24 protein-coding genes are annotated in these 21,615 nt (G+C 54.8%); 9 read left to right on the top strand and 15 right to left on the bottom strand.

What is annotated here, in order from left to right:
* Positions 1-937: 937 nt before the first annotated feature.
* From GOW16_RS03860 to GOW16_RS03840, 5 genes are all read right to left on the bottom strand, one after another.
* Positions 938-1,690: a sulfite exporter TauE/SafE family protein gene (locus GOW16_RS03860; protein WP_170410437.1), complete on the bottom strand. Its 753-nt coding sequence runs from the start codon at positions 1,688-1,690 to the stop codon at positions 938-940.
* A gap of 13 nt (positions 1,691-1,703) precedes the next feature.
* Positions 1,704-2,699 (bottom strand): arginase family protein, encoded by a 996-nt coding sequence (locus tag GOW16_RS03855; RefSeq protein WP_217354478.1) that lies wholly within the window; start codon positions 2,697-2,699, stop codon positions 1,704-1,706.
* 9 nt (positions 2,700-2,708) lie between these two features.
* Complete coding sequence (locus GOW16_RS03850; protein WP_170410434.1) at positions 2,709-4,004, bottom strand: TRAP transporter large permease; 1,296 nt, start codon at positions 4,002-4,004, stop codon at positions 2,709-2,711.
* Positions 4,001-4,498 carry a TRAP transporter small permease gene (locus tag GOW16_RS03845; protein WP_170410431.1) on the bottom strand — a complete coding sequence of 166 codons (498 nt, stop codon included), beginning with the start codon at positions 4,496-4,498 and terminating at the stop codon, positions 4,001-4,003. Before GOW16_RS03845 ends, GOW16_RS03850 begins: the two co-directional genes overlap by 4 nt.
* Before the next feature lie 85 nt (positions 4,499-4,583).
* A complete protein-coding gene (locus GOW16_RS03840) occupies positions 4,584-5,579 on the bottom strand; it encodes a TRAP transporter substrate-binding protein (protein ID WP_170410428.1) in 996 nt (331 codons plus the stop codon).
* Between the two features lie 130 nt (positions 5,580-5,709).
* Between GOW16_RS03840 and GOW16_RS03835 the strand changes: the two genes are divergently transcribed.
* Complete coding sequence (locus tag GOW16_RS03835) at positions 5,710-6,609, top strand: LysR substrate-binding domain-containing protein (protein WP_170410425.1); 900 nt, start codon at positions 5,710-5,712, stop codon at positions 6,607-6,609.
* A gap of 115 nt (positions 6,610-6,724) precedes the next feature.
* Here the strand turns inward: GOW16_RS03835 and GOW16_RS03830 are convergent, their stop codons facing one another.
* The 5 genes from GOW16_RS03830 to GOW16_RS03810 form a co-directional block, all read right to left on the bottom strand.
* Positions 6,725-7,036 (bottom strand): hypothetical protein, encoded by a 312-nt coding sequence (locus GOW16_RS03830; protein ID WP_170410422.1) that lies wholly within the window; start codon positions 7,034-7,036, stop codon positions 6,725-6,727.
* A 98-nt stretch (positions 7,037-7,134) separates the two neighbouring features.
* Positions 7,135-7,632: a GNAT family N-acetyltransferase gene (locus GOW16_RS03825; RefSeq protein ID WP_170410419.1), complete on the bottom strand. Its 498-nt coding sequence runs from the start codon at positions 7,630-7,632 to the stop codon at positions 7,135-7,137.
* Positions 7,633-7,716: 84 nt separating this feature from the next.
* Entirely contained in the window at positions 7,717-8,220 is a 504-nt protein-coding gene (locus GOW16_RS03820; RefSeq protein WP_170410417.1) for an outer membrane protein, read from the bottom strand.
* Between the two features lie 144 nt (positions 8,221-8,364).
* The gene (locus tag GOW16_RS03815) at positions 8,365-8,748 is read right to left on the bottom strand and encodes a hypothetical protein (RefSeq protein ID WP_170410415.1); all 384 of its coding nucleotides are present in this window, start codon (positions 8,746-8,748) and stop codon (positions 8,365-8,367) included.
* Between the two features lie 110 nt (positions 8,749-8,858).
* On the bottom strand, positions 8,859-10,052 hold the full coding sequence (locus GOW16_RS03810) for an NAD(P)-dependent alcohol dehydrogenase (protein WP_170410413.1): 1,194 nt from the start codon (positions 10,050-10,052) through the stop codon (positions 8,859-8,861).
* Positions 10,053-10,454: 402 nt separating this feature from the next.
* On the opposite strand from GOW16_RS03810, the gene GOW16_RS03805 reads away from it, so the two are divergent.
* Positions 10,455-11,180: a TetR/AcrR family transcriptional regulator gene (locus GOW16_RS03805; protein WP_170410411.1), complete on the top strand. Its 726-nt coding sequence runs from the start codon at positions 10,455-10,457 to the stop codon at positions 11,178-11,180.
* A 35-nt stretch (positions 11,181-11,215) separates the two neighbouring features.
* Positions 11,216-11,785 carry a chloramphenicol phosphotransferase CPT family protein gene (locus GOW16_RS03800; protein ID WP_170410409.1) on the top strand — a complete coding sequence of 190 codons (570 nt, stop codon included), beginning with the start codon at positions 11,216-11,218 and terminating at the stop codon, positions 11,783-11,785.
* 727 nt (positions 11,786-12,512) lie between these two features.
* Here the strand turns inward: GOW16_RS03800 and GOW16_RS03795 are convergent.
* On the bottom strand, positions 12,513-12,992 hold the full coding sequence (locus GOW16_RS03795) for a MarR family winged helix-turn-helix transcriptional regulator (RefSeq protein WP_170410407.1): 480 nt from the start codon (positions 12,990-12,992) through the stop codon (positions 12,513-12,515).
* Between the two features lie 127 nt (positions 12,993-13,119).
* Between GOW16_RS03795 and GOW16_RS03790 the strand changes: the two genes are divergently transcribed.
* Both GOW16_RS03790 and GOW16_RS03785 read left to right on the top strand, forming a co-directional pair.
* On the top strand, positions 13,120-13,440 hold the full coding sequence (locus GOW16_RS03790; protein WP_170410405.1) for a DUF1992 domain-containing protein: 321 nt from the start codon (positions 13,120-13,122) through the stop codon (positions 13,438-13,440).
* A gap of 177 nt (positions 13,441-13,617) precedes the next feature.
* Positions 13,618-14,187: a DJ-1/PfpI family protein gene (locus GOW16_RS03785; RefSeq protein ID WP_170410403.1), complete on the top strand. Its 570-nt coding sequence runs from the start codon at positions 13,618-13,620 to the stop codon at positions 14,185-14,187.
* 342 nt (positions 14,188-14,529) lie between these two features.
* On the opposite strand, the gene GOW16_RS03780 is transcribed toward GOW16_RS03785, so the two are convergent.
* The gene (locus tag GOW16_RS03780) at positions 14,530-15,438 is read right to left on the bottom strand and encodes a LysR family transcriptional regulator (protein ID WP_170410401.1); all 909 of its coding nucleotides are present in this window, start codon (positions 15,436-15,438) and stop codon (positions 14,530-14,532) included.
* Positions 15,439-15,547: 109 nt separating this feature from the next.
* Between GOW16_RS03780 and gstA the strand changes: the two genes are divergently transcribed.
* The 4 genes from gstA to GOW16_RS03760 are packed head-to-tail and all read left to right on the top strand — an operon-like array spanning position 15,548 to position 17,717.
* The gene (gene gstA, locus GOW16_RS03775; RefSeq protein WP_170410398.1) at positions 15,548-16,159 is read left to right on the top strand and encodes a glutathione transferase GstA; all 612 of its coding nucleotides are present in this window, start codon (positions 15,548-15,550) and stop codon (positions 16,157-16,159) included.
* Positions 16,156-16,536 (top strand): nuclear transport factor 2 family protein, encoded by a 381-nt coding sequence (locus GOW16_RS03770; protein WP_170410396.1) that lies wholly within the window; start codon positions 16,156-16,158, stop codon positions 16,534-16,536. Before gstA ends, GOW16_RS03770 begins: the two co-directional genes overlap by 4 nt.
* Before the next feature lie 3 nt (positions 16,537-16,539).
* A complete protein-coding gene (locus GOW16_RS03765; protein WP_170410393.1) occupies positions 16,540-16,761 on the top strand; it encodes a tautomerase family protein in 222 nt (73 codons plus the stop codon).
* The gene (locus GOW16_RS03760; RefSeq protein WP_170410390.1) at positions 16,758-17,717 is read left to right on the top strand and encodes an NAD(P)H-dependent flavin oxidoreductase; all 960 of its coding nucleotides are present in this window, start codon (positions 16,758-16,760) and stop codon (positions 17,715-17,717) included. Before GOW16_RS03765 ends, GOW16_RS03760 begins: the two co-directional genes overlap by 4 nt.
* Positions 17,718-18,416: 699 nt before the next feature.
* Here the strand turns inward: GOW16_RS03760 and GOW16_RS03755 are convergent.
* The 3 genes from GOW16_RS03755 to GOW16_RS03745 form a co-directional block, all read right to left on the bottom strand.
* Positions 18,417-19,280, bottom strand: coding sequence for a sugar phosphate isomerase/epimerase family protein (locus GOW16_RS03755; protein ID WP_170410387.1), 864 nt, complete (start codon positions 19,278-19,280; stop codon positions 18,417-18,419).
* 14 nt (positions 19,281-19,294) lie between these two features.
* Complete coding sequence (locus tag GOW16_RS03750) at positions 19,295-20,185, bottom strand: NAD(P)-dependent oxidoreductase (RefSeq protein ID WP_170410384.1); 891 nt, start codon at positions 20,183-20,185, stop codon at positions 19,295-19,297.
* Between the two features lie 149 nt (positions 20,186-20,334).
* Positions 20,335-21,615 (bottom strand): TRAP transporter large permease, encoded by a 1,281-nt coding sequence (locus GOW16_RS03745; RefSeq protein ID WP_170410381.1) that lies wholly within the window; start codon positions 21,613-21,615, stop codon positions 20,335-20,337.

Raw genomic sequence — 21,615 nt, 5'->3', positions numbered from 1 at the left:
CTGCGCCCGATGCTTCTTTGGATTGGGGTTCTGTGCTAGGCACTGGTTGCAGAGAGTTTCGACCAATCCGAGAACGACATGAACGCAGTACCCGGCTCGACCCCCGATTTTCCCAGTGAAAACAGCGGATATCCACGCCTCTAAGACCAGATCGGCTGGTACGATCAGGGCAGCATCAAGGCGCAAAAGCTTGACCGACTTCTGAAGTCTACGCAGATCATTGTGGCGGCGCTGAACCCGGTTTCTTCCCTTGTCAGGCCAACAGATGCGGTCGGTCTTGAATCTTGGGGGGCTGTTGTGCTGTTCCTTGAAGGCTTCCAGGAATTTGGGATGTACCGGACAGAACTGGCCGAAATACCAATCATCCTGCGAGACGCTGCACCATGAGAGATATCTCTACATGGCGCGGGTGAGGATCTATGCCGGCATGGATGATGATGAGCGCCCGAAGCTATTGACCACACAGGTCGAGAAACTAGTGTTGCAAGAGCACACGAATTGGGTCGAACAGCATCAAGGATGCAGGCAACACGAAGCCCAAGAAATAAGACCCCTGCGGCATGTGGGCTGCGGGAGTGTCCTCGAGACAGGGAGGTGGGCCTTAGAGGAATCGAACCTCTGGCCTCTGCCTTCGGAGCTGGTCAAGTTATCTTTCCGTATTGCGCGATGGAGCACGCCAGAGGACGCTAGAGGGCACTATCGGAAGAAATCCGTGAGCCGGGCAGGGGGCATTTTGGTCTGTTTTGATGACTAGACGTTCGCCTTTTCGCTACTTCAAGACTAGCCCCGAAGTCGTTCGCCTGGCGGTAATGCTATTGCTTTTGTCTGAAGACTGTTAGTTCGCTAAGCACCCGAGCTTTTAGTTGCAGCGAATGTCTCCTTTGACGGGCCGCGCCACAGCGACGAAACCCACCGATCAACGGCAGCTAAGGGCCGTTCAAGCAGCTCTGATCGCAAATACGATTGTCATGGCGACACCGATGCATACAACGATTGCCCGCACAGCGCTTGCTGAAAGGCGCCGCGCGACGATGGCGCCGCTATAACCGCCAAAGGTTGCGGCAACCATCATTAGGACGGCTTGGGGCCAATAAACGATACCTGCCAATGCAAAAGTTATGACTGACGCGCCTGAAAGTACAAAGGACATGCCATTCTTGAGCCCGTTCATCAGATTGATATCGCGCAGCCCCAGGGCAGAGAACAGCGCGAGTAGCACGATACCCAGGCCGCCGTTGAAATAGCCGCCATAGACGCAGACCAGCAGCGTTGCAAAGTTTCCGGTAGGTCCTTCGGCACGAATTCTGCGCTCCGCCCAGGCCGACACTCGGTTGCCCAATGCAAATACAAGCGTTGCGAAGCCCAGAAGCCAGGGCACCACGGCGGCAAAAACGCTTGCCGGCGTCACCAAAAGCAAGAGCGCCCCCAATACGCCGCCCAGGAGCGAGAGGCCAAGCAGCACGATCAGGTGGCGAAGCGGGAATTCCCGAAGCTCCCTGAGAAAGCCCAGAGCGCCGCTCAGGTATCCGGGGAATACCGCCACGGCACTTGTGGCGTTTGCGGCAATTGTGGGCACGCCGGTAAAGACCAGTGCGGGGAAGGTCAGGAAACTGCCACCGCCCGCAATCGAATTGACAATGCCGGCGAAAAACGCGGCAGCGGCCAGCAGGGTGATGTCAAATAGGGTCAATGCTAAGTCCGCTTTAGCTTGGGTGTTCTGCCGCAGCAGGCTCTTCGCCCGATGCGTCAGCACGCATTTTCAAAGCGATCAGCGTCGCGCATTCCATTGCAATTGTTCCAGCCAAAAACGCGGTCATACCGCCCACATCGTGATCCGGGCTAACGGTGTTGATGTCCACGGCAACGATGTTCAACCCGGTCAAGGCGCGTAACATGGACAATCCTTCGCGCGCCGTTGGACCACCCCAGGTAGGTGTACAAACACCGGGCGCGCAGGATGGGTCGAAGAAGTCCATGTCAAAGCACAGATAGACTGGCCTGTGGCCAACGGTTCGGTGAATTTCCTCCGCGATGTTTGGAATACCACGCTCGAACATCGTGTCTGTTGTGATCAGCTTGTATCCCAATTCTATAGCGTGCGCATACGTGCCTTGCAGCGGTAACGTGCCGCGCGCGCCGATATGGAACGAACAGGTGGTATCGATCAGCTGCTCTTCCGCAGCGCGCGTAAAGGTGGTTGCGGTGTTGTAGCGGTCATCAAAAAAGGGCCCCTCACCAACACTTGCATCCGCATGGGCATCCAAGTGTACAACGACCAGATCCGGGAAAAATTCGCGGGCAGCGCGGAGTTGCGGCAACGTTACAGCCCCGTCCCCCCCCAAGGTGATCGGCACAGTCGCACTTCCAAAGACATGCACCAACGCCGCCTCAATCATATGCATCGCGTCCTCCAGCTTGGCGGAGGTCACAGCCACGTCTCCCATATCGGCTACCGCCAATTCATTCAGCGGATCAAAATCCGCGAAAGGAGGCTGATATCGTCTTACCAGAGATGATTGCGCACGGATTGCTCGGGGCCCGCCACGGGCCCCGATGCGTGTTGGGTGTTGGCCACAATCGAAGGGGATGCCCAATACTGCTGCCTTGCGCGTTTTCAGATCCGAAGAGAACGGTACGCTCATGAAGGTCGCTGGTTCCGACATGCCGCGCAGGAACGGAAGGTCATGGTTGTTGCTCATTGATTGCTCCTATTCCAGCGACGGACCCATGACGAGATCGGGCAACCAGGTCACCCAGTCTCCCCAGAAGGCGAGAAGAACGATGATGAAGAGATAAGGGACTAACAGTGGAATAACGCCCACTGAGATATCCTCGACGGAGGTCTTCGTCAGTTTGGAGGCCACGAACAGGTTCACCCCGATTGGCGGTGTCAGGAACCCCACCTCGCAGGTCATCACCGTAAAGACACCAAAGACAATCGGATCTACTCCGATCTGGGTCGCGATCGGCAGCATGACCGCCGTAAAGATGATGATTTGCGGGATGGATTCCAGCCACATTCCAACAAAGATGTAAACGATCCCGATCAACAGCATCACCAGCCATGGGTAATCGATAATCCCCGAAAACGCCGCGCCCACCATGTCGGGGATATCAAAGATCGTGACCAGTTGCCCAAAGGCTTTGGTTGAGCCCAGAATGAACAGGATCGAGCCGGCGAGGATCGCTGTAAACCGCAGGGATTCGTAGACACCGCGCCAGGTCAGGCCGCGATAGATGAAGAGTCCGACAAAGAGACCATAGAAGACTGCGGCCGCAGCGGCTTCTGAGGGTGTGAAGAAGCCAGCATAGATGCCACCCAGAATAAAGACCGGTGCTCCAATGGCCCATTTGCCTTCCCAAAGCGCCCACAGGAGTGGGACAAGCGTGAACCGTTCACCGGTGCCACCGTAGTCATTCTTTTTGGCGATGCCATAAGTTACAACGCAGAGAAGGAAGCCGAGAAACAGCCCAGGCACGATCCCGGCCAGAAACAGACGCGGAATACTCTCGTCCGTGACGAGACCGTATATGATCAGCAGGTTGCTTGGCGGGATCATGCTACCCATCGCACCGGCAGCCGCAGCCACAGCACCGGCAAAGCGCGGGCGGTACTTCTCTTTCAACATCGTTGGAATGGTGATCGAGCCGATGGCGGCAGTTGTTGCCGGGCCGGACCCGGAGAGCGCCGAGAAAAACATGCAGGCGACGACCGTCACCAGACCGATGCCACCCTTATACGCTCCTATCATCCGTTGCGCGATCTGGATCAGCTTTTCGGACATGCCGCCCTTTTCCATGAGCTGACCCGCCAAAACAAAAAGCGGAATTGTGGTCAGCGGAAAGGGTTCAAATGCGTTGTAGGCACTCTGTGCCAACAGAGCGAGAGGGATGTCGGCGATATAGAGCCCGACGACGGTTGCAATACCCGCGGCAAAAGGAATTGGCACGCCAATTACGATTGTCAGCAGGAAGACTGTCGCCATCCACATTGGACCATTCATAGCGGAAGTCCTTCTGCATGATCCCGGACAATCCATCGGTAGTAGACTTGCGCCATGCGCCCGATCATCAGGCAGAGCGCAAGTGGAACGATGGATTGGGGAAACTTCTGATTGATGCCCAATGCGGGCGAAATGTAGTCAAACTGAACCAGCAATTGGATCCAGGTGATGCTTTCCTTGAGCAAAAGCAGGATAAAAGCCATCCACAGCAAATCCGCCAAGACGATGCAGAACACCTGCCCCTTATGGGGAAGCTTTTCGACGAGGAAGGTAATACGGATATGTGCGCGCTCGCGAATGGCCAACGAACACCCCAGATAAATGGCGGTTACCATGCCATAGACGGCGATTTCCTCAGCTCCGTGAAAGGCGGATTCAAAGAATACGCGCAGGACCACCTGAGCGAAGATGCATGTGGCCATGACCGAAAGGCCGGTTAAACAGAAGATCTCTTCAAATCGCGATTCAAGCGCGCGGAAAAAACTGAGTAGCATTTTCTGCTCCACTCATTGGGAAAGGGAGGGGCGCGTTCTCTCCCAACGCGCCCCAGTCGATCGGCAGCGCCGACCAGGGAGGATCTCACTCAGCAGCTTTGCGAATGTCGAGGATCAGCGTTTTGGTCGCCTCGTCAGCACCTTCTTCAATGAACGCGTCCTGAACTTCGATGCCTGCTGCAATAAAGCCTTCTTTGTCCGGGAAGGTGATGGTCATGCCGCCGTCCGCGGCCAGAAACTCGCGCGCTTCTTCCAGTTGCCGCGCCATTTCTGCGCGCTGATGTTGACCAGCATCGCGTGCAGCACGACGAATGGCATCTTGCTGGGCTTCGTCAAGCTTTCCCATGGCGCGGCTGCTGGCCAGCATGGGTGTGAAAAAAGCAAAATGCTCCAGGACCGCCAAATTCTCGGCAATTTCGTAGAACTTTTGCGACTTCACAAAGGATGCGCCACTGTCGCCGGCTGAAACAGCGCCTGTCTGCAATGCGGCCAGGGTTTCTGACCAGGCAATCGGCAGCGGCACGGATCCAAACGCCTCATGGGTTTTGATCATCACGTTGTTCTGTGGCACACGCACGCGAATACCCTGAATGTCATCTATGCTGTTGATGGGCCGTTCGGTGTTGTAGAAATCGCGGTACTCGACATATCCGAATGTCAGCAGTTCCAGTGAAGTTTTTTGTTTGATCTGCTCGGCGATTCCGGCGCCGACCTCCCCGTCCAGAACATTGTAGGCATGATCCGTGCTCTGAAAGATGTACGGCAGCACAAACGCTTCCATTGGCGCAAAGTGGGGTGAGATATTGTTGTGGGTCATGATGTACATGTCCACTGTGCCCAATTGCATGGCTTTAAAAGCCTCGTCTTCCGTGGCAAGTTGAGTGCAGCACCGGACTTTTACGTCAATGGAACCACCAGAATACTCTTCGGCCAGTTCTTCGAATTTTGTGGCGAGAACGCCATAGGCGCTATCTTCCGGGGCAGCGAAGCCAAGGTTTATTGTGACATCGCCTGCATATGCAGCACTTGAGCCAATGGCAAAAGCCAGGCCCGACAGTGTGAGTTTGAATGTGTTGATCATGATCAGCTCCCCTTGAATTGATGCGTGTTGCCGGGAAGCGTAGCGAAGCTGACTATATAAAAATAATAATATGTTTTGCGTTTAGTATACGATATTGAAATACATACTTGACGCCAATCCGAGGGACGCGATGAATTTGAAGCAGCTTCAATGCTTTAAAATGATCATGCTGCACAAGACAGTTTCAAAGGCTGCTGAGGTGCTCAATATGTCTCAGCCCGGTGTCAGTACCATGATCGCAAATCTTGAACATCAATTGGGCTTTTCGCTTTTCGATCGTCGATCCGGGCGGTTGCACCCAACAGTGGAAGCGACCTATTTCTACGAGGTCACTGATCGATTGTTGGGCGATCTGGATCTTGCCAATCAGGTCGCCAACCAGATCCGCCAAGGAAAATTTGGCGCGATCACGATTGCGACCCTTCCGGGCTATGGTCTGACGGTACTACCCCAGGCGATTGCCCGTATGCATGCAACCAAGCCTGATGTGAAATTCGATATTCAAACCCGAAGTTCCCACATGGTCCGCAGCCTGTTTCCCTCTCAACAATATGACATTGCGTTGGTTGAACCTCCGGTGGAACCCTCAGGAAATGTTTATCGCGAAATTCGTCTGCGATGCGTATGTGTTGTTCCCACCGGGCATCATTTGGCAACACGGGAAGTTTTGTCTGTTGAAGAAATGGCGCAGGAAAAAATTGTGGCTTTGTTCAACGATCACTCCACCAGCCGACAATTATCTGCGGCTTTTGCTCTTGCCGGTTTCGATTGGGCACCGTTGATACACACGCAGTTTTTTGCCACCAATTGTGAATTGGTAGAAAAAAACGTTGGTATTTCTATCGTCGATCCCATTACGGCGTCGCATTTTGAAAATCGAAATTTGGTGGCCGTTCCGATCGAGCTGGACATCTTTCACGAAGTTTTCCTCCTGCATCCCCCAGCAGGAGAGGCTGCAGACCTTGTAGACCAGTTCGTACAAGAACTATTAGGGGTGATTTCCAGTTACGAACGAAGCGATGCCTATTGATCCATGGCGAGTGCTGGTTTTTCCAAAACCGTCGTCATCTGCATCTCGAGATTGCTGCAAGACCCACAAATGACAGGAATACGAAAGCTGCACTGCGATGTTACTTGCTTGGATTTTAGCCTCTATCGGCAATGTACAGATCAAATTCCTTAAGTATTTCAGGAGCTCTGTCGCAAAGACCTTTGTCCCTTACTGTCGCCATTCTCCCAACAACCTTGGTCGCCTCAACTTCTTGTGGAAATTGCTTTGAGACATCAGCCTCGACCGCAGAAAGATACTCAGAGGGTTCAACGTCACATGCCTCCGCCAAGCCAATCATGGCTCCTACATCCTTGGCAAACATGCTTCCATCGTCAGTTTCAGCATGTAAAGCGGTGGTGCACAGAGCGAACATAAAAGTAGCGATGGAGGTCACGTTTTTTATCATTGGGATACTCAAACTTGTGATGTTGGGGATGACGGTCTGATCGGGCGACTGATGAAGGTGACCCACGCTCGAATGGTCCGGCGAGTTGTCTGCGCCGCTCAATGGTACCTGTAGACGAGATCGTTGGGGTCATCTCGTTCGGCATTTGCATCCAAAACTCCTCCAAGCCGCTCAGCAAGGCGGCAGGAACGGATGTTGTCCGGGTCGATGTAACTGACGAGCGACTGGGTTACATTCCATGTACTGGCCCAATCTCGCAGCGTTCGTGCAGCTTCAAAGGCATAGCCTTTTCCTTCGGCATCAGCATAGACAAACCAGCCCAATTCGTGTTCTGGGAAAAGCGGTCCAGAATTGATGCCAACCTGCCCCAGGCACGCCCCTGTCGTGCGGTGCACCATCATCAGCGCCCCGTGTTCCATGAGGCTCCACTGAGCTACGTCATGACAGAATATCCCCCAGGCCATGCGCTCTGAGACCGGGCCTCCCATGAACTTTGAGCGCTCAGACGTCATAGGCGCAAGATAGTCGGGCCAGTCTTCCATTTTCGGTGGTCGAAGTAGCAACCGTTCAGTCTCAAGCGTCGGTATTTCAGTCACCTGATGGCTCCCGGATATTGAAGTTTTTGGATGGAGGGCTATTTGACGGCCCTCTGCCAGAGTCAAAATCTCAAATGACTTCTTTCAAAACTTGTAAGACACCCGAAGCGCGACAGAGTCAGCTGTGATGTCGTCACCTGACGTGTCATATGTGTCTCGCAGGTATTCAAGGCCGACCAGAACTCTGTCCGTTGCGCGATACGTAACGCCGACGCCAGCAGAGTAGCCATCTTCACTGATGGAACCTCCATCGATGTTCGCATATCCAATGACGCCGTAGAGATAAGTCCGGCCAAATACGTGTCCGCCTTTGAACTTCAGGCGTATCGTATCGACCTTTTTGGTTTTGTTGTCGGACACAAGCTCAGCGCCCGCATCATAAGTCAGTTCACCGCCAACTACATAGCCGTCAAAATTATGAAGATATCCGGCGTGGAGGCCCAACGCTGCGTTTCCGTTGTCGTTTTCGTCTTGGGAAACATCAACCGTGGATAGCTGCAAACCAGCATTGAATCCGGTCCATCTTTCGTCTGCCAAACACATTGTGGGAGCCATAGCCGCCAGTGTGATCAATGTTATAGTCTTCATTTTTAGTACGTTCTCTTTTTTGTGTGGACAGGGGTATCTGCTCGCTGGACCTGCACTATGGTTCAACGGGGATGGCTTGCTGTTCGTCGGGGTGTTGGATGTAACGCCGGCCTGTTGCAGGTCGGCGGTGATCCAACCCTCAGATCAAAGGATGGGTTTGGGCTTGCTGGTCAGTTGCAGCAGTTTTCCCGCGTTGTCATATCGTGCAGTGACGCGAACCCGCCGCGCATGGGCCACTTCCAAAGGCCCACCGACAACCTCCCAGAGCCCGAAGGTAAAGAGGTCCAGCGTTCCGTGGCCTGCCGCCCGAGCGAGGTTCGGTTTCGTTCTGGGTTCGACGTCATAGACGGCCACCCAATCACCATTGGCTTGTTGCTGAAGCTGCTCAGGCGACCCCAACTGCCGTTCGACATCCATCCGGGTGGCCTCCTGGCTGACGACGCTCAGGTCTGGACCATCACTGCCTTTTGCGGCCATGTTTGCTGCACACCCGCTCAGCGCGACGCCAAGGGTAAGCGCGATCACCATTGACCGCACGGGCCAAACACAGTTCGCAATACATTGAGCTGGAGTGCTTTGGCTGCGAGGAGATTCCGAAGAATTAGGATTTCCCGATCCCGATGATTTCCAGAGGTTTTTCATATTATTACCGTATCTTGATTGGGTTGTGAGTTTTGCCAGAACAATGGCCGATTGAGTTGTGCTTCAGGTCTAAAACCGATTGCAGCCTGGCCTGCTTGTTTGTCAGCCTCAAAGTTGATGACGATCCGACCTCTTGTCCGATGGGACGTCAGAGTTCTGATTGCGGCCTGGATTTGCAGCAAATCGAATGGGATCTCCGCTTCAATGGGAGAGCGTATGTTGTGTTTGGCGATGCTCAACATTGCTGCGTAGGCACTGTTCCGTGGCAGCGAGGCACTAAAATAATACCGAGGACCGCGGAGCCGTGTCGCGATACTCCGGCAAGTAACGTGGCCGACGCCCAAAAGAAGCTCGACCCTGGACAGCTTGCGTTCACCAATGTGTCGAACAGGGCCAACGATAGTGATGAACCGACCTTTGCGTTTCAAAACGCGGTGCGCTGCGGCCTCGATGTCCCGACCGCCTACCATATCAAAGACCCTGTCGTAGGTGTTTTTGCCCTGAGAACCAAAATCGGCGACTGTGTAGTCGATTGTGTGATCTGCTCCCAGCGCGCGTACCAGATCAGCATTCGCGCCGCTGCAAACCCCTGTCACGATTGCGCCCTTTGATTTGAGGAACTGGACCATCATGGATCCGACAGCGCCCGATGCCCCAACAACGAGGCAATGGTCACCTTTTTCCACGCGTGCGGAATTGATCGCGCCCCATGCAACGCAACCCGATAGCATTGTGGCTGCTGCTTCGACATGTGACAGGGGCCGGGGTTTGAGCATTACATAGTCCTGTGACACGCATCGGTACGTTGCCCATGAACCAGATTCACCAAGCGCATTGGGGATCACGACAACTTCGTCTCCAACATTGAACCGGGTCGCGTCCTGACCAGTTGCAACAATGATCCCGGAAACTGAAGTCCCCATGATGTAGGGGGAATTTGCAGAAGCGCGTTTAGGTCCGAAGAAACGACCAAGAGCGGTGCCCTGAGCCGCATAAATTTCATCGACATGCAGTGATGAAGCGACCAGCTGAATTGCGACATGGTGGCGCGAGGGCCTTGGCACGGGCACGGTCACCAATTGCATTGCTTCGGCGACATTCCCGGGCTCATGCAAATCTGTCAAAGCGATTGCTGACATGCTGTCGGCTGCACAATAAATCGTGGATAGCGCTCTTACATTGTCCAACATGTTTCTCTCCAGAGAGGATTGGATCAATTGATGGAATACGGATTTACGAACCAAACGTGCGGACGTGTTCGCGACAAAGATTGCCGGGCTTCGTCCCTGCCCAGAGAAAGCCTGACCAGAAGTTCGAGCAAATCCCGGATACCAGCCAGCCGCGACGTTTGGCGTAGCTCGGATATTGAAATATCCCCGCAGACAAGAGCATTCATGGCATTCGATCCTGTGTAGTGGACACAACTCAACTGGGCGCGCGAAGCGTTGTAGCTTGCGGTCTTGGGCTGCATCAGCGCATCATTTAATTCGGGGCGGCAGGTGAATTTCATTGTCCTGCCAGATGAGTCGGAATATAAACCGACCGCAGGTCTGTAATTGCAGACCGCCGGTCGGTTTGCAAGGAAAAAGTGTATGAAACCTACGAAGCGGAAAAATATGCAGCCAGAGGCGCGGCGCGCGCAGTTACTGGGGTGCGCGCAAATGTTGTTCTTTTCGAAAGGTTTCGAAGATACGACCGTGCAGGATGTGCTTGATTTGGCCGGTGTTTCGAAAGGTGGCTTCTATCACCACTTCAAATCCAAGGATGAGCTACTGTTCGGTGTATTGGATGGAATGGCTGAGGGCGTTTTCTCACATATGTCGGTTGTGGCTTCAGATGAAACGTCGCCTGCCATTGATCTGCTACACAGCTTCCTCCACCTGCGGGCGAACTATTTGCGCGAACACGAATATTCAGGTCAGGTCGAGTTTTTCCGGGTAATGAACCAGGAAAAGAACATTATTCTGCATGAACGCTTCAAGCGAAGGGTCTGCGAAGATGCCATGCCGATTTTGACCAAAATAATTAAAAAAGGCTGTGACGAAGGTAGCTTCACCGTTACGGATGCCGAGACGGCCGCAGAACTAATTTTATTCGTGAGCGGCTTCCTGGACTTTGCGCTGTTGAGAGCAATTGACGCAAGAGGAACTGACACTGCTGATCATGCCGCGCAAAAACTACAGGCGGCCATCGACATGCAGTTTCTTACAGTTGACCGAATTCTGGGCCTGCCGGATGGGACAACAGACTTTGGATGGCCGGAAGCGGTGGACGTTACGATGGCAACTGTGCCTCCAATCCTTCCCTCAGCCAAATAACGGACCTTGGCAACAATCAACCAGTCACGAGACCAATGGCGACAGTAATTCTCTTAAACGGAGTGGGGAGCGTCGGTAAAAGTTCTATCGCAAAAGCGCTTCAGAACATTACGAAACAACCGTTCCTTCACATCGAAATGGATGCCTTTCTGGCAATGTTGCCCGACCGGCTTGCTGGTGATCCAGATGGGTTGAGCTTTGAAAAGCGTGTGGTGGACGGGAATGCAGTGACCTTCGCGCGTGTCGGACCAGCGGCAAGTCGCGCACTCTCCGGGATGCGCCGTTCAGTTGCTGCAATGGCGAGTGCCGGGAACAATTTGATTGTTGACGAAGTTTTGTTTGGTAACACGGAAGCAGGGTCTGCGAATGCAGTGGCTGAATACCAAAGCTTACTGGAGCCGTATAACTTTTACATGGTTGGAGTGTTTGCCTCGCTGGGCGTGCTGGAGGAACGGGAACGAAAGCGGGGCGATCGGACGCTCGGGCTTTCCAGGTGGCAGTACGAGCGTGTTCACGATGGGATGACATATGACTTATCGGTGAATACAGAAGATGCCTCGCCGCTTGCATGCGCAGAGTTGATAAAGGCGAATCTGAAGCTGTAGGTTGCGAAGATACACAATCCCATAGCTGAGCACCTCAATACAGCCACCAGTGCGAACGATCATCGGGACCACGCTCGACCAATCCAATGTCTCGGCGCATGTGGTCGGACAATGGCGTTGTATTGTTGGGGCTTGCTCCTGATCTATTGCTCTTTCGAATACCTCCTGAATGTCGCCAAATTCGACGGAACTGACGGGCGCAGAACTCTAAAATACTGCGTGGGGCACGGATGGTATCATAATGCATGTTTCAAGCTTTCGATTTCAGGCACAGCTAAAGCGTCCGCGAAACGGGTGTCGTGGAACGGTCGGCGGTTTTGTTTTAAGTACTCACGAGGCGAGAGGGCGGTCAGGCTTTAGTGGATTTCCGAATCCATCAAAACAGACCATTGGTCTGTATATGTAGACCGGCGGTCGGTTTGTAAAGAGAATTCAGCACTCATCAGGACATTTGTTAGTATGTCATTGGCTGTGAACTAAATATTCAGCGCCCATTCTTGGTCCAGGTTTTTTTGTGCGCCAATTGAAAGTCACAGCTGCTGGCGCGGAATAGAAATCGGTACGCCAGGAGGCACGAATTGCGTCGTGCGCCGATAGTGAAATCAGGTGGGTCCAATCTGCTTCTGACGTGATCGACACAAATCGCTTGGCGAGATGTTTCATGGATTCGACATAAAGTCCGGACCCGAAGCTTGCACGTGAGATGCAGAGCGCTGATAAGAGTTGATCAATCGGCACCAACCACATTCTCAGGGGCGGACGACAAGCTGTCGTTGAGCGCCTTTTGTATCTTGAAGTAGGCGGCGATTTCAGCGTCGGAAAACTGGTTAGCGAAACTCCGAAACTCCGCTTTTTCGCGTTCCCTGATAGTCTCGATCACCTTCTTGCTCTTGGCGCTCAGTGCGTAATTGTGTGCCCGGCGATGTTCTGGATTTGGCGTCGCTGTGACCATTCCGGTCTCCAGCATTGTCTTGAGCTCTCGCCCAACAAACTGCCTCGAAACATCGATCAACCTTGTGATTTCCGGTGCCGTCGCCTGCCCGACCGCGAGCAAAACTTCAAGGATTGCCCTTTGGCCGACGCTGACACCCGTACCCATCAAGTCCGCCTCCACGCGAGCTGTGATATTGCGCAAAAGCGGCCGAGTGAGCTGCACACCAGCGTAAAGAAGCTCCGCTGGCGAGCATGCGTTTTTACCCGATGTCATTTTTTCGACTCCAGTTTTCGTTGAACGAGAGATAGCTATCGATGCTAAATATGTCAACTCAGTTGACAATACACTGGGACAGCGCTAGAGCTGCACTTGGCTTCAAATCGCAACTGAGGAACGCACTATGAAATGGTCTGACTTGGCAGAGCGCCAGATTGCAAAAGCCAGGAGCGAAGGGCAATTGGATGATTTGCCCGGTGCGGGCCAACCGTTGAAGCCGGAATTCGGCAACGGGACCGTCGGAGCAGGGTTCAGAATTATGGCGAAAGAAGGGGTAGTCCCGCGCGAAATCGAGCTAAAGAAAGCTGTGGAAACACAGCGCAAAAAACTAGCTGAGACTGTCTTTGGCCCTGATCGAAAAATCGAGATGCGGCGACTGGCCGATCTAGAACTCAGACTCGCGATAGAGCAAGAGGCGCGGCGCAAATATTACAGCACTGAGTAGATAAGCGTAGACGTCTAAGTCCTTCGATTCGGATAAAAGGTCTCTATGGGTTGTCGACGGGTCCAAGGCGACAATATCCACTGCCAATGGCCTTGAGACGTGGTCACCAAGTAAGGTTGCACACCTTGCGTGTTCGCCATATGTTCCGACGCACACTTAAAATTGGGGCACCGCAAAATGACGAAAGTTGCACTGATACTTACAAACAACTTCGCAGACTGGGAGTACGCCATGATAGGTGGAATCGGCGGCTCCTTTTATGGACTCGACGTTGAGTACTTCTCACCTACTGCCGGGCAATTGAGCTCGATGGGTGGAATAACCGTTGTGGTTCCCAATGGATTGAGCGATCTGGTCGATTGGCAACCGGATGTAGTCGCTGTCATTGGCGGTACCGTGTGGGATTCTGATGCCGCACCGGACATATCGGACTTGCTTGTGGCTCAATATGATAAAGGCGTTCCCATAGGAGGAATTTGTGGTGGCACCTTGGCCCTGGCCAGATCTGGATTGCTCAACGCGAATCCGCATACTTCGAACAACAAGGAATTTTTGATCAAGAACGCCGTGGGGTACGAAGGAGCTTCGCACTACGTTCAAAGTGCGTCGGCGGTTTCGTCTGGTCGAGTTGTCACTGCTCCTGGAACAGCGCCAGTGAGCTTTGCTGCTGCGATCTTTGAAGCAGCCGGTGTTCCACAACAAACCGTATCTCAGTTTCAAGAATTAATTACAGCGGAGCACAAGTGATCGCGGATACTTGCGAATGCCGTCGACAATTCACTTGAATGACATGATCGCACCGGGGCTGTTCGGTTGTCGGGATCCGAAGTGACCTAAATTGTACTACAGGCCCCAAGCTATGGTTAGGCTGAAATTCCGGCGCTGTTATGCGTGGAGAATGCGTTTCTGGATATCCACTTGCGCTGGTTCAGCAAGCCACCGCTGTTGCCCTCGCAGCGAATGGCAAGTTCGACGGGCCGCGTCGCAGCATCGGATGGCAATGCTCAATGACCGGTTAGGGCCGACCGCGTCTTCTGGGGAAGCGTCTTTTGCCTGAATATGATAGCGGATCACCTCAGTTGCAGAGGATCAGCTGTCCTCGGGAACTCTTGCTTCAGGCCGAATTGGCCGCCCGATTTTGTTCCAAAGCTCATCGGCAACAACGCCTATTGCCTGGTCCCTGCGCCTCATCTTGAAGATCATGGTCCGGCGCAATGGGAACCCTTCCAGATTCAGGGAAAGCAATATCCCTGACCGCCGCTCCTCCTCCGTCATATGATCGGGCAAGCCGCCCCAGCCAAGGCCGGCGAGGATCACTTTTTTCTTGGCCGTGAGATCGGATACGGTCCATTTCAGACCCCCTGGCAGCAGATCACGGCTCTGTTCATGCGCGGTGCCGCCTGTGCCCGCCGTAATCACCTGCACATGGCTTTGCATCTCAGTTGCCGATATTGCACGCGGACCGGTCGGCAGATTCAGATCGGGGCTGGCCACTGGCCGGATGGTAACCTCCGCAACCGGCTCTGCCTCCACGTCGTCCAGAGGCACCCCGTCAAGAGATGCAAGCGCAATATCCGCTTTACCCTCCATTAGCCGTGCGATCGGGCCGCCCATCATCTCCATACGCAGCCGAAGATGTGTTGCGGGATGACGCCGACCGGTGTCGGCAAGCGCTGGCAGAAAAGTATCAAGATCCACAGTGGCACTGACCGCAATATTCAATTCAGGCTCTTCTCGGGCGCGCAACCGAGCGGCGGTGCTTCTGAGCCCTTGCATCTGCCGCAGCACCCGAGAGGCTTCTCGATAGAAGATCTCGCCGGCCGGTGTGAGCGAGGGCCGGTAGGTTTCGCGGCTGAACAGTTCCAGCTCCAGCTCCTCTTCCAATTGGCGGATGGTGTGGCTGATGGCGGATTGTGATTTGTTTAGTCGCTCAGCCGCACCGCGAAAGGTACCGGTTGAGACTATGGCCTCCAGTGCAATGAGTTGGTCGTGTTTCATGGACTCTCAACATGATCTGTTTTTCTAATCATTATAGTGAGAACATAATATTATCAATCAATCATATTGCCGGGTAGTCAGATGACATCGCTCAACACAGGAGACTGTCATGAAACTCTACTACAAGCCCGGCGCGTGCCCGCTGGCCAGCCATATCGCCCTATATGAAACCGGCCGCCCGTTTGAAATCGAAGCCGTGGACACTGCGGCAGGCCAAACTGAAAGCGGTGCTGACTATCATACGATCAACCCCAAAGGATACGTTCCGGCTCTGGGTTTGGACGATGGAAGTGTCCTCACGGAAGGAGCCGCAATTCTTCAGTACATCGCGGACAGTCATCCCGAAGCGGGTCTTTCCCCGGCGATCGGCACATTGGCACGGGCCAGGATGCAGGAACAGCTCAACTGGATTGGCACCGAGTTGCACAAGGCCTTCGGCCCGCTGTTCCGAGACGGCACGTCCGAGGCTGACAAAGATGCGGCGCGCACCGCTGTTGCGGGCAAGTTCGACCTGATCGAAGCGCAGCTGGAGGATGGCCGAGAGTGGTTGGTTTCGAACCAGTTCTCGGTAGCTGACGCTTACCTATTCGTAGTTTCGAACTGGGCGAACTTCACCGGCATTGACCTGTCTCGTTGGCCCCGGCTGGCGGCATTTGTAAGCCGCAGTGCTGCCCGTCCGTCTGCCCAGGCCGCGATGCGTGCCGAGGGGTTGATCCAATGACACCCGCCGACCACAAAAAGGTCGGCGAACTGATGGAGGTCTATTTCGAAGGCCTCCACCAGGCCGATAGCACCATGTTGCGCAGAGTGTTCCATCCGCAGTTGGCTTATGTCTGTGCCACAGAAGGCGATGAACTGAATCTGGATCTCGAGACCTATATGGGCCGCGTGGACGGGCGTGTACCACCAGCCAGGCGTGGTGACCCGCGCGAGGAGAAGATTCTGGAGATCGCATTTGCCAGCGACAGGCTAGCCCGTGTCAGCGCCCGGATGACCATGATGGGGCGGGATTTCCATGACCTGCTGACCCTTGTTCGCTACGGCACAGAATGGCGCATCGTAGCAAAAGTGTTTTCCTATGTTCCGCGAAAGGACTGACCGATGCCATATGTAAATATCAAAGTTACCCGCGAAGGCGGCCCAGACGGCACCGGCCCGAGTGCAGATCAAAAAGCGCAGCTGATAGTCGGGGTCACAGACCTTCTGCATAACGTACTGGACAAGAACCCGGCCACAACCTTTGTGGTAATTGACGAAGTCCCGTTGGAAGACTGGGGCGTTGGCGGCCTGCCAGTGCAAGAGTATCGAAAGCAGACGCAATGAAGACGCGGCTGATAAAGGCGTTGGGGATCACCTGCCCGGTGATCCAGGCACCAATGGCATTTGCTGCGGGCGGCGCACTGGCCAGCGCCGTCTCCCGCGCCGGTGGTTTGGGCATGATCGGGGGCGCCTACGGTGATGCCGCCTGGATCGGCCAACAGTTCGATATCGCTGCGGGTGCCCGTGTAGGCTGCGGGCTGATCACCTGGAAGCTCGCGGAGCGGCCGCACCTGCTCGGCCGGGTGCTGGCGCGTAATCCAGCTGCGCTGTTTCTGTCATTTGGCAATCCGGCACCATTCGCTCCAGCGATCAAGGACGCCGGTGTGCCGCTGATCTGCCAGGTCCAGACCCTGCGCGATGCGCGGCAGGCGCTGGATTGCGGCGCGGACATCATTGTCGCCCAGGGGGCGGAAGCTGGCGGCCATGGCGAGGCACGTGGGACCTTTGCTCTGGTTCCCGAGATCGCTGATGAGATTGCGCGCCAGAACACCTCGGCGCTGCTATGTGCTGCTGGTGGTATCACGGACGGGCGAGGCCTGGCTGCGGCCCTTATGCTTGGGGCAGATGGGGTGGTAATCGGCACGCGGTTCTGGGCCTCGCACGAGGCGTTGGTGCATCCGCGTGTTCTTAAGCGCGCGATGGCCGCAACAGGTGATGACACTATCCGCACCCGGGTGGTGGACGTGGTCCGTGGTTACGACTGGCCCGGCCGGTACAATGGCCGCGTTCTGCGCAACCCGTTCATTCAGAAATGGCACGGCTCAGAAGACGCCTTGAAGCTGGAAGCGGGCGTTGAAGCCGCAAAATGGGCGGCAGCTCAGGAAACCGGGGATATTGATGTTGCAACCGCCTTTGCAGGCGAGGGCGTCGGTCTGATCAGTTCTGCGGCACCCGCCGGCGATATTCTGGCGAAGCTCATGGCGGACGCGCAGCGGTGTCTGGCTGGGGCGGCTGCATAGCATGGGGATCTGGGAAGAGCCAGAAACACTTGAGCTGGATTAGGCGGTGGCACGGTTACCGCCGCCTACTCCTGTTGGGGCGGGAATTAGGCAATCTTGCTGTGCGTTGTTCTGGCGGTTGTGTTTGCTGTTGCAATCCTGTGGTTGGCGAACGAACGCAGCAAAAATTTGATGGCTCGTAAATGGTCAAAACCTGCCCATCACTACGTTTGGCATTGCAGCGAAAGTCTGGTTTGGTGATGTTGCATCGCAGCGTCTGGCGTCATAGGCAAAGTCCGCTTCGGGCCGTCCACTACGTCACGATCTGACTAGATCAGAACGGATGCTGCGCTGGCTCCGAGGTCAGCACTGAGCCCATTTTGACAAATGCTGCGCCGCGCACGAATGACTTCAAAGCTCTGATTGCTGCCATGGGTCTGCGCAACGATTACCCCTTGCTGATGTTGACCAGACTATCTCCACGCTACGGTGCGGTCCGCCTAAGCTGCCATAGTTATACCGCGGCACGATTGCCGAAAGAGAAATGTTTTTGGCAAATAATGCTACATCTCCTCAGTCGTCACGCAGAGTCAGATCTTTTGACCGTTTTTCGGTTTTCACCTGAAACCCAAAACAGACCCGCCTAACGACGGGTCTGTGTTTCGGTCGAACGATGTATTGGGAGGAACATCGATTGGCCGTTTTGGTCTCGCCAGAGGTTCAACCAAAATGCTCTTTGAAGCGATCAATACAGCGGCGGAAACCGTCTTCGAAATTTCCGTTACCGGGGTGGTAGACACTTTCGAATGATATCACCCCATCATAGGCGTCGGTTTTCAGAGCATCCGCCATCGGCTGAAACTGATCGGCCAGTTGGCCTTCGCCCATTTGTTTGACCGTCAATGTCGCGCGGGGCGTATCGACTTGAACGTCCTTGATGTGGATGTGCCCGAGATAGCCTTCTTTCACTTCGTCATACCCAGCAGGAAACGCTTGTTCGTGACACCAGCAATTGTTGGCCGGGTCCCAAAGTACCTTTAACGTGTCTTTGGCATCCAGATCATCGATCAGCTTACGGGCGGTGTAGTTCGAATTCACCATGGTCCCGTTGCCCGTTTCGACGACCAAAGTCACTCCGCCGTCCTTGGCAACGTCAATCGCCGGTGCAATCAGGGGCAGCATAGCGTCCCATGCACCCTTGGCGACGTTCCACTTTTCGGCACCTCCATACCCCCAAAGGATTTGCTCTTTCTTGGGGGTCATAATGCGAACCAATGGGCTGCCGACCACATGTGCCATGTCGATCACGCGCTTCAGAGAATCCATATGCTTGCTGTGCAGGTCGTCCCCTGGTTTGTTCGCCCCGGTCATTCCCGCGAAGATGTGGCGCGACAGACAGGATACAGGCTTGCCCCGATCCCGAAGCAGCGCGTCAATTTCCCTGATCTCATCCGCAGAGTGATCGCCAACCTCCGTATCGCCGACAAATTGCAGTTCGGCATATTCGAGGTCAAACTCATCCATCACATCGACCGCGTGTTTCAGGTCGCGACTGATGCCATCACAGATAACGCCAAGCTTCATGTTCTTGTCCTTTCTCAGCGATGCAACTCAGCGCCGACAATGTCTTCGATCACGCGGGTGCAGGCCCAGTTGTCGCCATCGGGGAATTTGGTTTTGCCAGCATGGAAAATCTGCATGGCAGATGAAGCAGTATGCATTGGAACGCCGAGCTCTTCGGCCAGATCCAGTGAGATGGTCAGGTCCTTGTGCATGGTGCCGATGCCCGAGCCAGTGTTTTCGAATTTACGGTCGATGATGTTCTCCAGCGCCGTGTTGGTGCATCCGCATCCCGCGCCAGAGGTCGAAAAGACCTTGAACAGGTTTTCGCCCTTCACGCCCGCCTTGGCGGCAAGAACCGACGCCTCAAATGTTGCCGAAAAGATTGAACCGATCAGAGTCTGCAGACATGCTTTTACGGTCTGACCTTGGCCGGGCCCGTCCCCTACGCGGTGAATAGTGGCCGAGACCGCCTCCATCACTGGTTGGAATTCGTCCAGTACGGCATCAGGGGCTGCGGCCATCATGGTTAGTGTACCGCCCTGCGCACCCGGAAAGCCGCCAGAGACAGGGCTGTCGATCAGGTGGATGCCCGAACCGACCATGGCCTCGCCAATCTCGCGGGCCTCACGCGGTTTGATCGTGGCGGTCAGAATGACCGCGCCGCCCTGCGCCATGTGACGGACCAGACCGTTTTCACCAAGAATGACAGCCTTGGCCTGATCGCCGTTCATGACCATGACATAGACTGCATCCGCGTTGGCCCCTACATCTGCAACACTTGCTGCAGGCGTTCCGCCCATTTCAGCCAGCGCCTTCAGGCGCGCTTCACTCAGATCAAACCCGGTGGTTTCGAACCCGTTTTTGATCAGGTTCTTCGCCAGCCCGCTGCCCATATCCCCTAATCCAATGACACCTGCACGTTGCATAATTGTCTTCCTAATGTGTCGTCCGGCCCGGCCGGAGTTGAGGTTTGGCGCCCCATCTTCCGAGGCGTCGGTGTGTGCGGGGATTTCAGGCTTTGGCTGACCAAGGCCGGGCAGGTCCGGAAGACACCCCGCTGCCCAATTCCGTGTGGCTACGGACCCATGACCGCGTCCGGTATCCAAAGGACCAGTTGCGGGAAGATCGCGATCAAAATCAGCACCACCACATTTGCCAGCAGGAACGGCGCGGCACCGACGAAAATCTTTCCGATCGGCATACGGCAGATTGCAGCGCAGACATTCAGGCAATTTCCTACTGGCGGTGTGCATGCACCAACCGCGAGTCCCGAGACCATCACCACACCAAAATGCACACCAGACACGCCCAGCTTTTCAGCGACCGGCAACAAAACCGGTGTCAGTAATAGAATGGCGGGACTAACGTCGATGAACGTACCCGCCATCAGGATCAAAATGGCTGTCAGAACCATGAAGGCGACCGGGCCAAGTCCGAGGCCCGAAACGAAATCGGCCAGTTGATTGGGTACACGTTCCAGCGCCAGTACAGTGATGAACACCTGACTGAACGCGATGATCATCATGATCTTGGCGGACATGATGATCGCGTGGCGCATGGCCCCCGGCAAATCTTTGAGAACGCCGAAGCCGACGATGAATAAGCCGATGATCAGACCGTAAACCACCGCCGCTCCGGCTGTCTCGGTCGGAGTAACGAAACCGAATACAACCGACCCCACGATCAGGATTGGCATCAACGCCACGGCAGCCGAACGCCGCGCCTGTCGCCCTGCCTCGGCCAACGTGAACGGTACATCTTCGGTCGGGTAATCGTTCTTCTTGGCCAACAACCACACGACGATCAGCTGCAGCAGGCCAACCATGATGCCGGGAATGATCCCGCCCAGAAACAGGCGACCAATGCTTTCTTCAGCGGCAACAGCGTAGATGATCATCGGAACAGACGGCGGAATGATCATGCCCATTGTGGATGAGGCAACTGTGATCCCCGCCGCAAAGCTCTTGGGGTATCCGCGCTTTTCCATCTCAGGGATCAGAACAGACCCGATTGAAGCAGTATCCGAGGCAGAAGAACCCGAGATACCGCCGAAGATCATCGAGCCGACCACGTTAACCAATCCCAGCCCGCCCTTAAGGCGGCCGACGAAGAACATGGACAGGTCTAGCAGGCGCCGCGTGATGCCTCCGGAATTCATCACCAAGCCCATCAGGATGAAGAAGGGCAGTGAAACCAGCGGATAATTATTGATGCCGGAGAAGAAACGCTGAACAACGAACCCGGTCGCCGCAGGAGCCTCGATCAGGAAATACGCCAGTGACGCCAGCCCCAGAGAATAGGCAATTGGAACTCCGCAGACCAACAATATTCCAAGCGTGGCAAACAGGATCAACAT

This window comes from Ruegeria atlantica, assembly GCF_013033965.1.
Taxonomy (GTDB): Bacteria; Pseudomonadota; Alphaproteobacteria; order Rhodobacterales; family Rhodobacteraceae; genus Ruegeria; species Ruegeria atlantica_D.
The sequence above is the reverse complement of the archived record's forward strand: the minus strand, read 5'-3'. Positions and strand labels throughout refer to the sequence as shown.

What these genes read in the sequence shown, in the direction of transcription:
- GOW16_RS03760 (WP_170410390.1), top strand. Translation starts at nt 16,758, where the DNA reads ATGAAGACGCGGCTGATAAAGGCGTTGGGGATCACCTGCCCGGTGATC.
- GOW16_RS03750 (WP_170410384.1), bottom strand. Translation starts at nt 20,185, where the DNA reads ATGCAACGTGCAGGTGTCATTGGATTAGGGGATATGGGCAGCGGGCTG.
- GOW16_RS03820 (WP_170410417.1), bottom strand. Translation starts at nt 8,220, where the DNA reads ATGAAGACTATAACATTGATCACACTGGCGGCTATGGCTCCCACAATG.
- GOW16_RS03745 (WP_170410381.1), bottom strand. Translation starts at nt 21,615, where the DNA reads ATGTTGATCCTGTTTGCCACGCTTGGAATATTGTTGGTCTGCGGAGTT.
- GOW16_RS03845 (WP_170410431.1), bottom strand. Translation starts at nt 4,498, where the DNA reads ATGCTACTCAGTTTTTTCCGCGCGCTTGAATCGCGATTTGAAGAGATC.
- GOW16_RS03805 (WP_170410411.1), top strand. Translation starts at nt 10,455, where the DNA reads ATGAAACCTACGAAGCGGAAAAATATGCAGCCAGAGGCGCGGCGCGCG.
- GOW16_RS03830 (WP_170410422.1), bottom strand. Translation starts at nt 7,036, where the DNA reads ATGATAAAAAACGTGACCTCCATCGCTACTTTTATGTTCGCTCTGTGC.
- GOW16_RS03840 (WP_170410428.1), bottom strand. Translation starts at nt 5,579, where the DNA reads ATGATCAACACATTCAAACTCACACTGTCGGGCCTGGCTTTTGCCATT.
- GOW16_RS03755 (WP_170410387.1), bottom strand. Translation starts at nt 19,280, where the DNA reads ATGAAGCTTGGCGTTATCTGTGATGGCATCAGTCGCGACCTGAAACAC.
- GOW16_RS03850 (WP_170410434.1), bottom strand. Translation starts at nt 4,004, where the DNA reads ATGAATGGTCCAATGTGGATGGCGACAGTCTTCCTGCTGACAATCGTA.
- GOW16_RS03810 (WP_170410413.1), bottom strand. Translation starts at nt 10,052, where the DNA reads ATGTTGGACAATGTAAGAGCGCTATCCACGATTTATTGTGCAGCCGAC.
- GOW16_RS03780 (WP_170410401.1), bottom strand. Translation starts at nt 15,438, where the DNA reads ATGAAACACGACCAACTCATTGCACTGGAGGCCATAGTCTCAACCGGT.
- GOW16_RS03815 (WP_170410415.1), bottom strand. Translation starts at nt 8,748, where the DNA reads ATGGTGATCGCGCTTACCCTTGGCGTCGCGCTGAGCGGGTGTGCAGCA.
- GOW16_RS03800 (WP_170410409.1), top strand. Translation starts at nt 11,216, where the DNA reads ATGGCGACAGTAATTCTCTTAAACGGAGTGGGGAGCGTCGGTAAAAGT.
- GOW16_RS03855 (WP_217354478.1), bottom strand. Translation starts at nt 2,699, where the DNA reads ATGAGCAACAACCATGACCTTCCGTTCCTGCGCGGCATGTCGGAACCA.
- GOW16_RS03765 (WP_170410393.1), top strand. Translation starts at nt 16,540, where the DNA reads ATGCCATATGTAAATATCAAAGTTACCCGCGAAGGCGGCCCAGACGGC.
- GOW16_RS03795 (WP_170410407.1), bottom strand. Translation starts at nt 12,992, where the DNA reads ATGACATCGGGTAAAAACGCATGCTCGCCAGCGGAGCTTCTTTACGCT.
- GOW16_RS03835 (WP_170410425.1), top strand. Translation starts at nt 5,710, where the DNA reads ATGAATTTGAAGCAGCTTCAATGCTTTAAAATGATCATGCTGCACAAG.
- GOW16_RS03790 (WP_170410405.1), top strand. Translation starts at nt 13,120, where the DNA reads ATGAAATGGTCTGACTTGGCAGAGCGCCAGATTGCAAAAGCCAGGAGC.
- gstA (WP_170410398.1), top strand. Translation starts at nt 15,548, where the DNA reads ATGAAACTCTACTACAAGCCCGGCGCGTGCCCGCTGGCCAGCCATATC.
- GOW16_RS03785 (WP_170410403.1), top strand. Translation starts at nt 13,618, where the DNA reads ATGACGAAAGTTGCACTGATACTTACAAACAACTTCGCAGACTGGGAG.
- GOW16_RS03770 (WP_170410396.1), top strand. Translation starts at nt 16,156, where the DNA reads ATGACACCCGCCGACCACAAAAAGGTCGGCGAACTGATGGAGGTCTAT.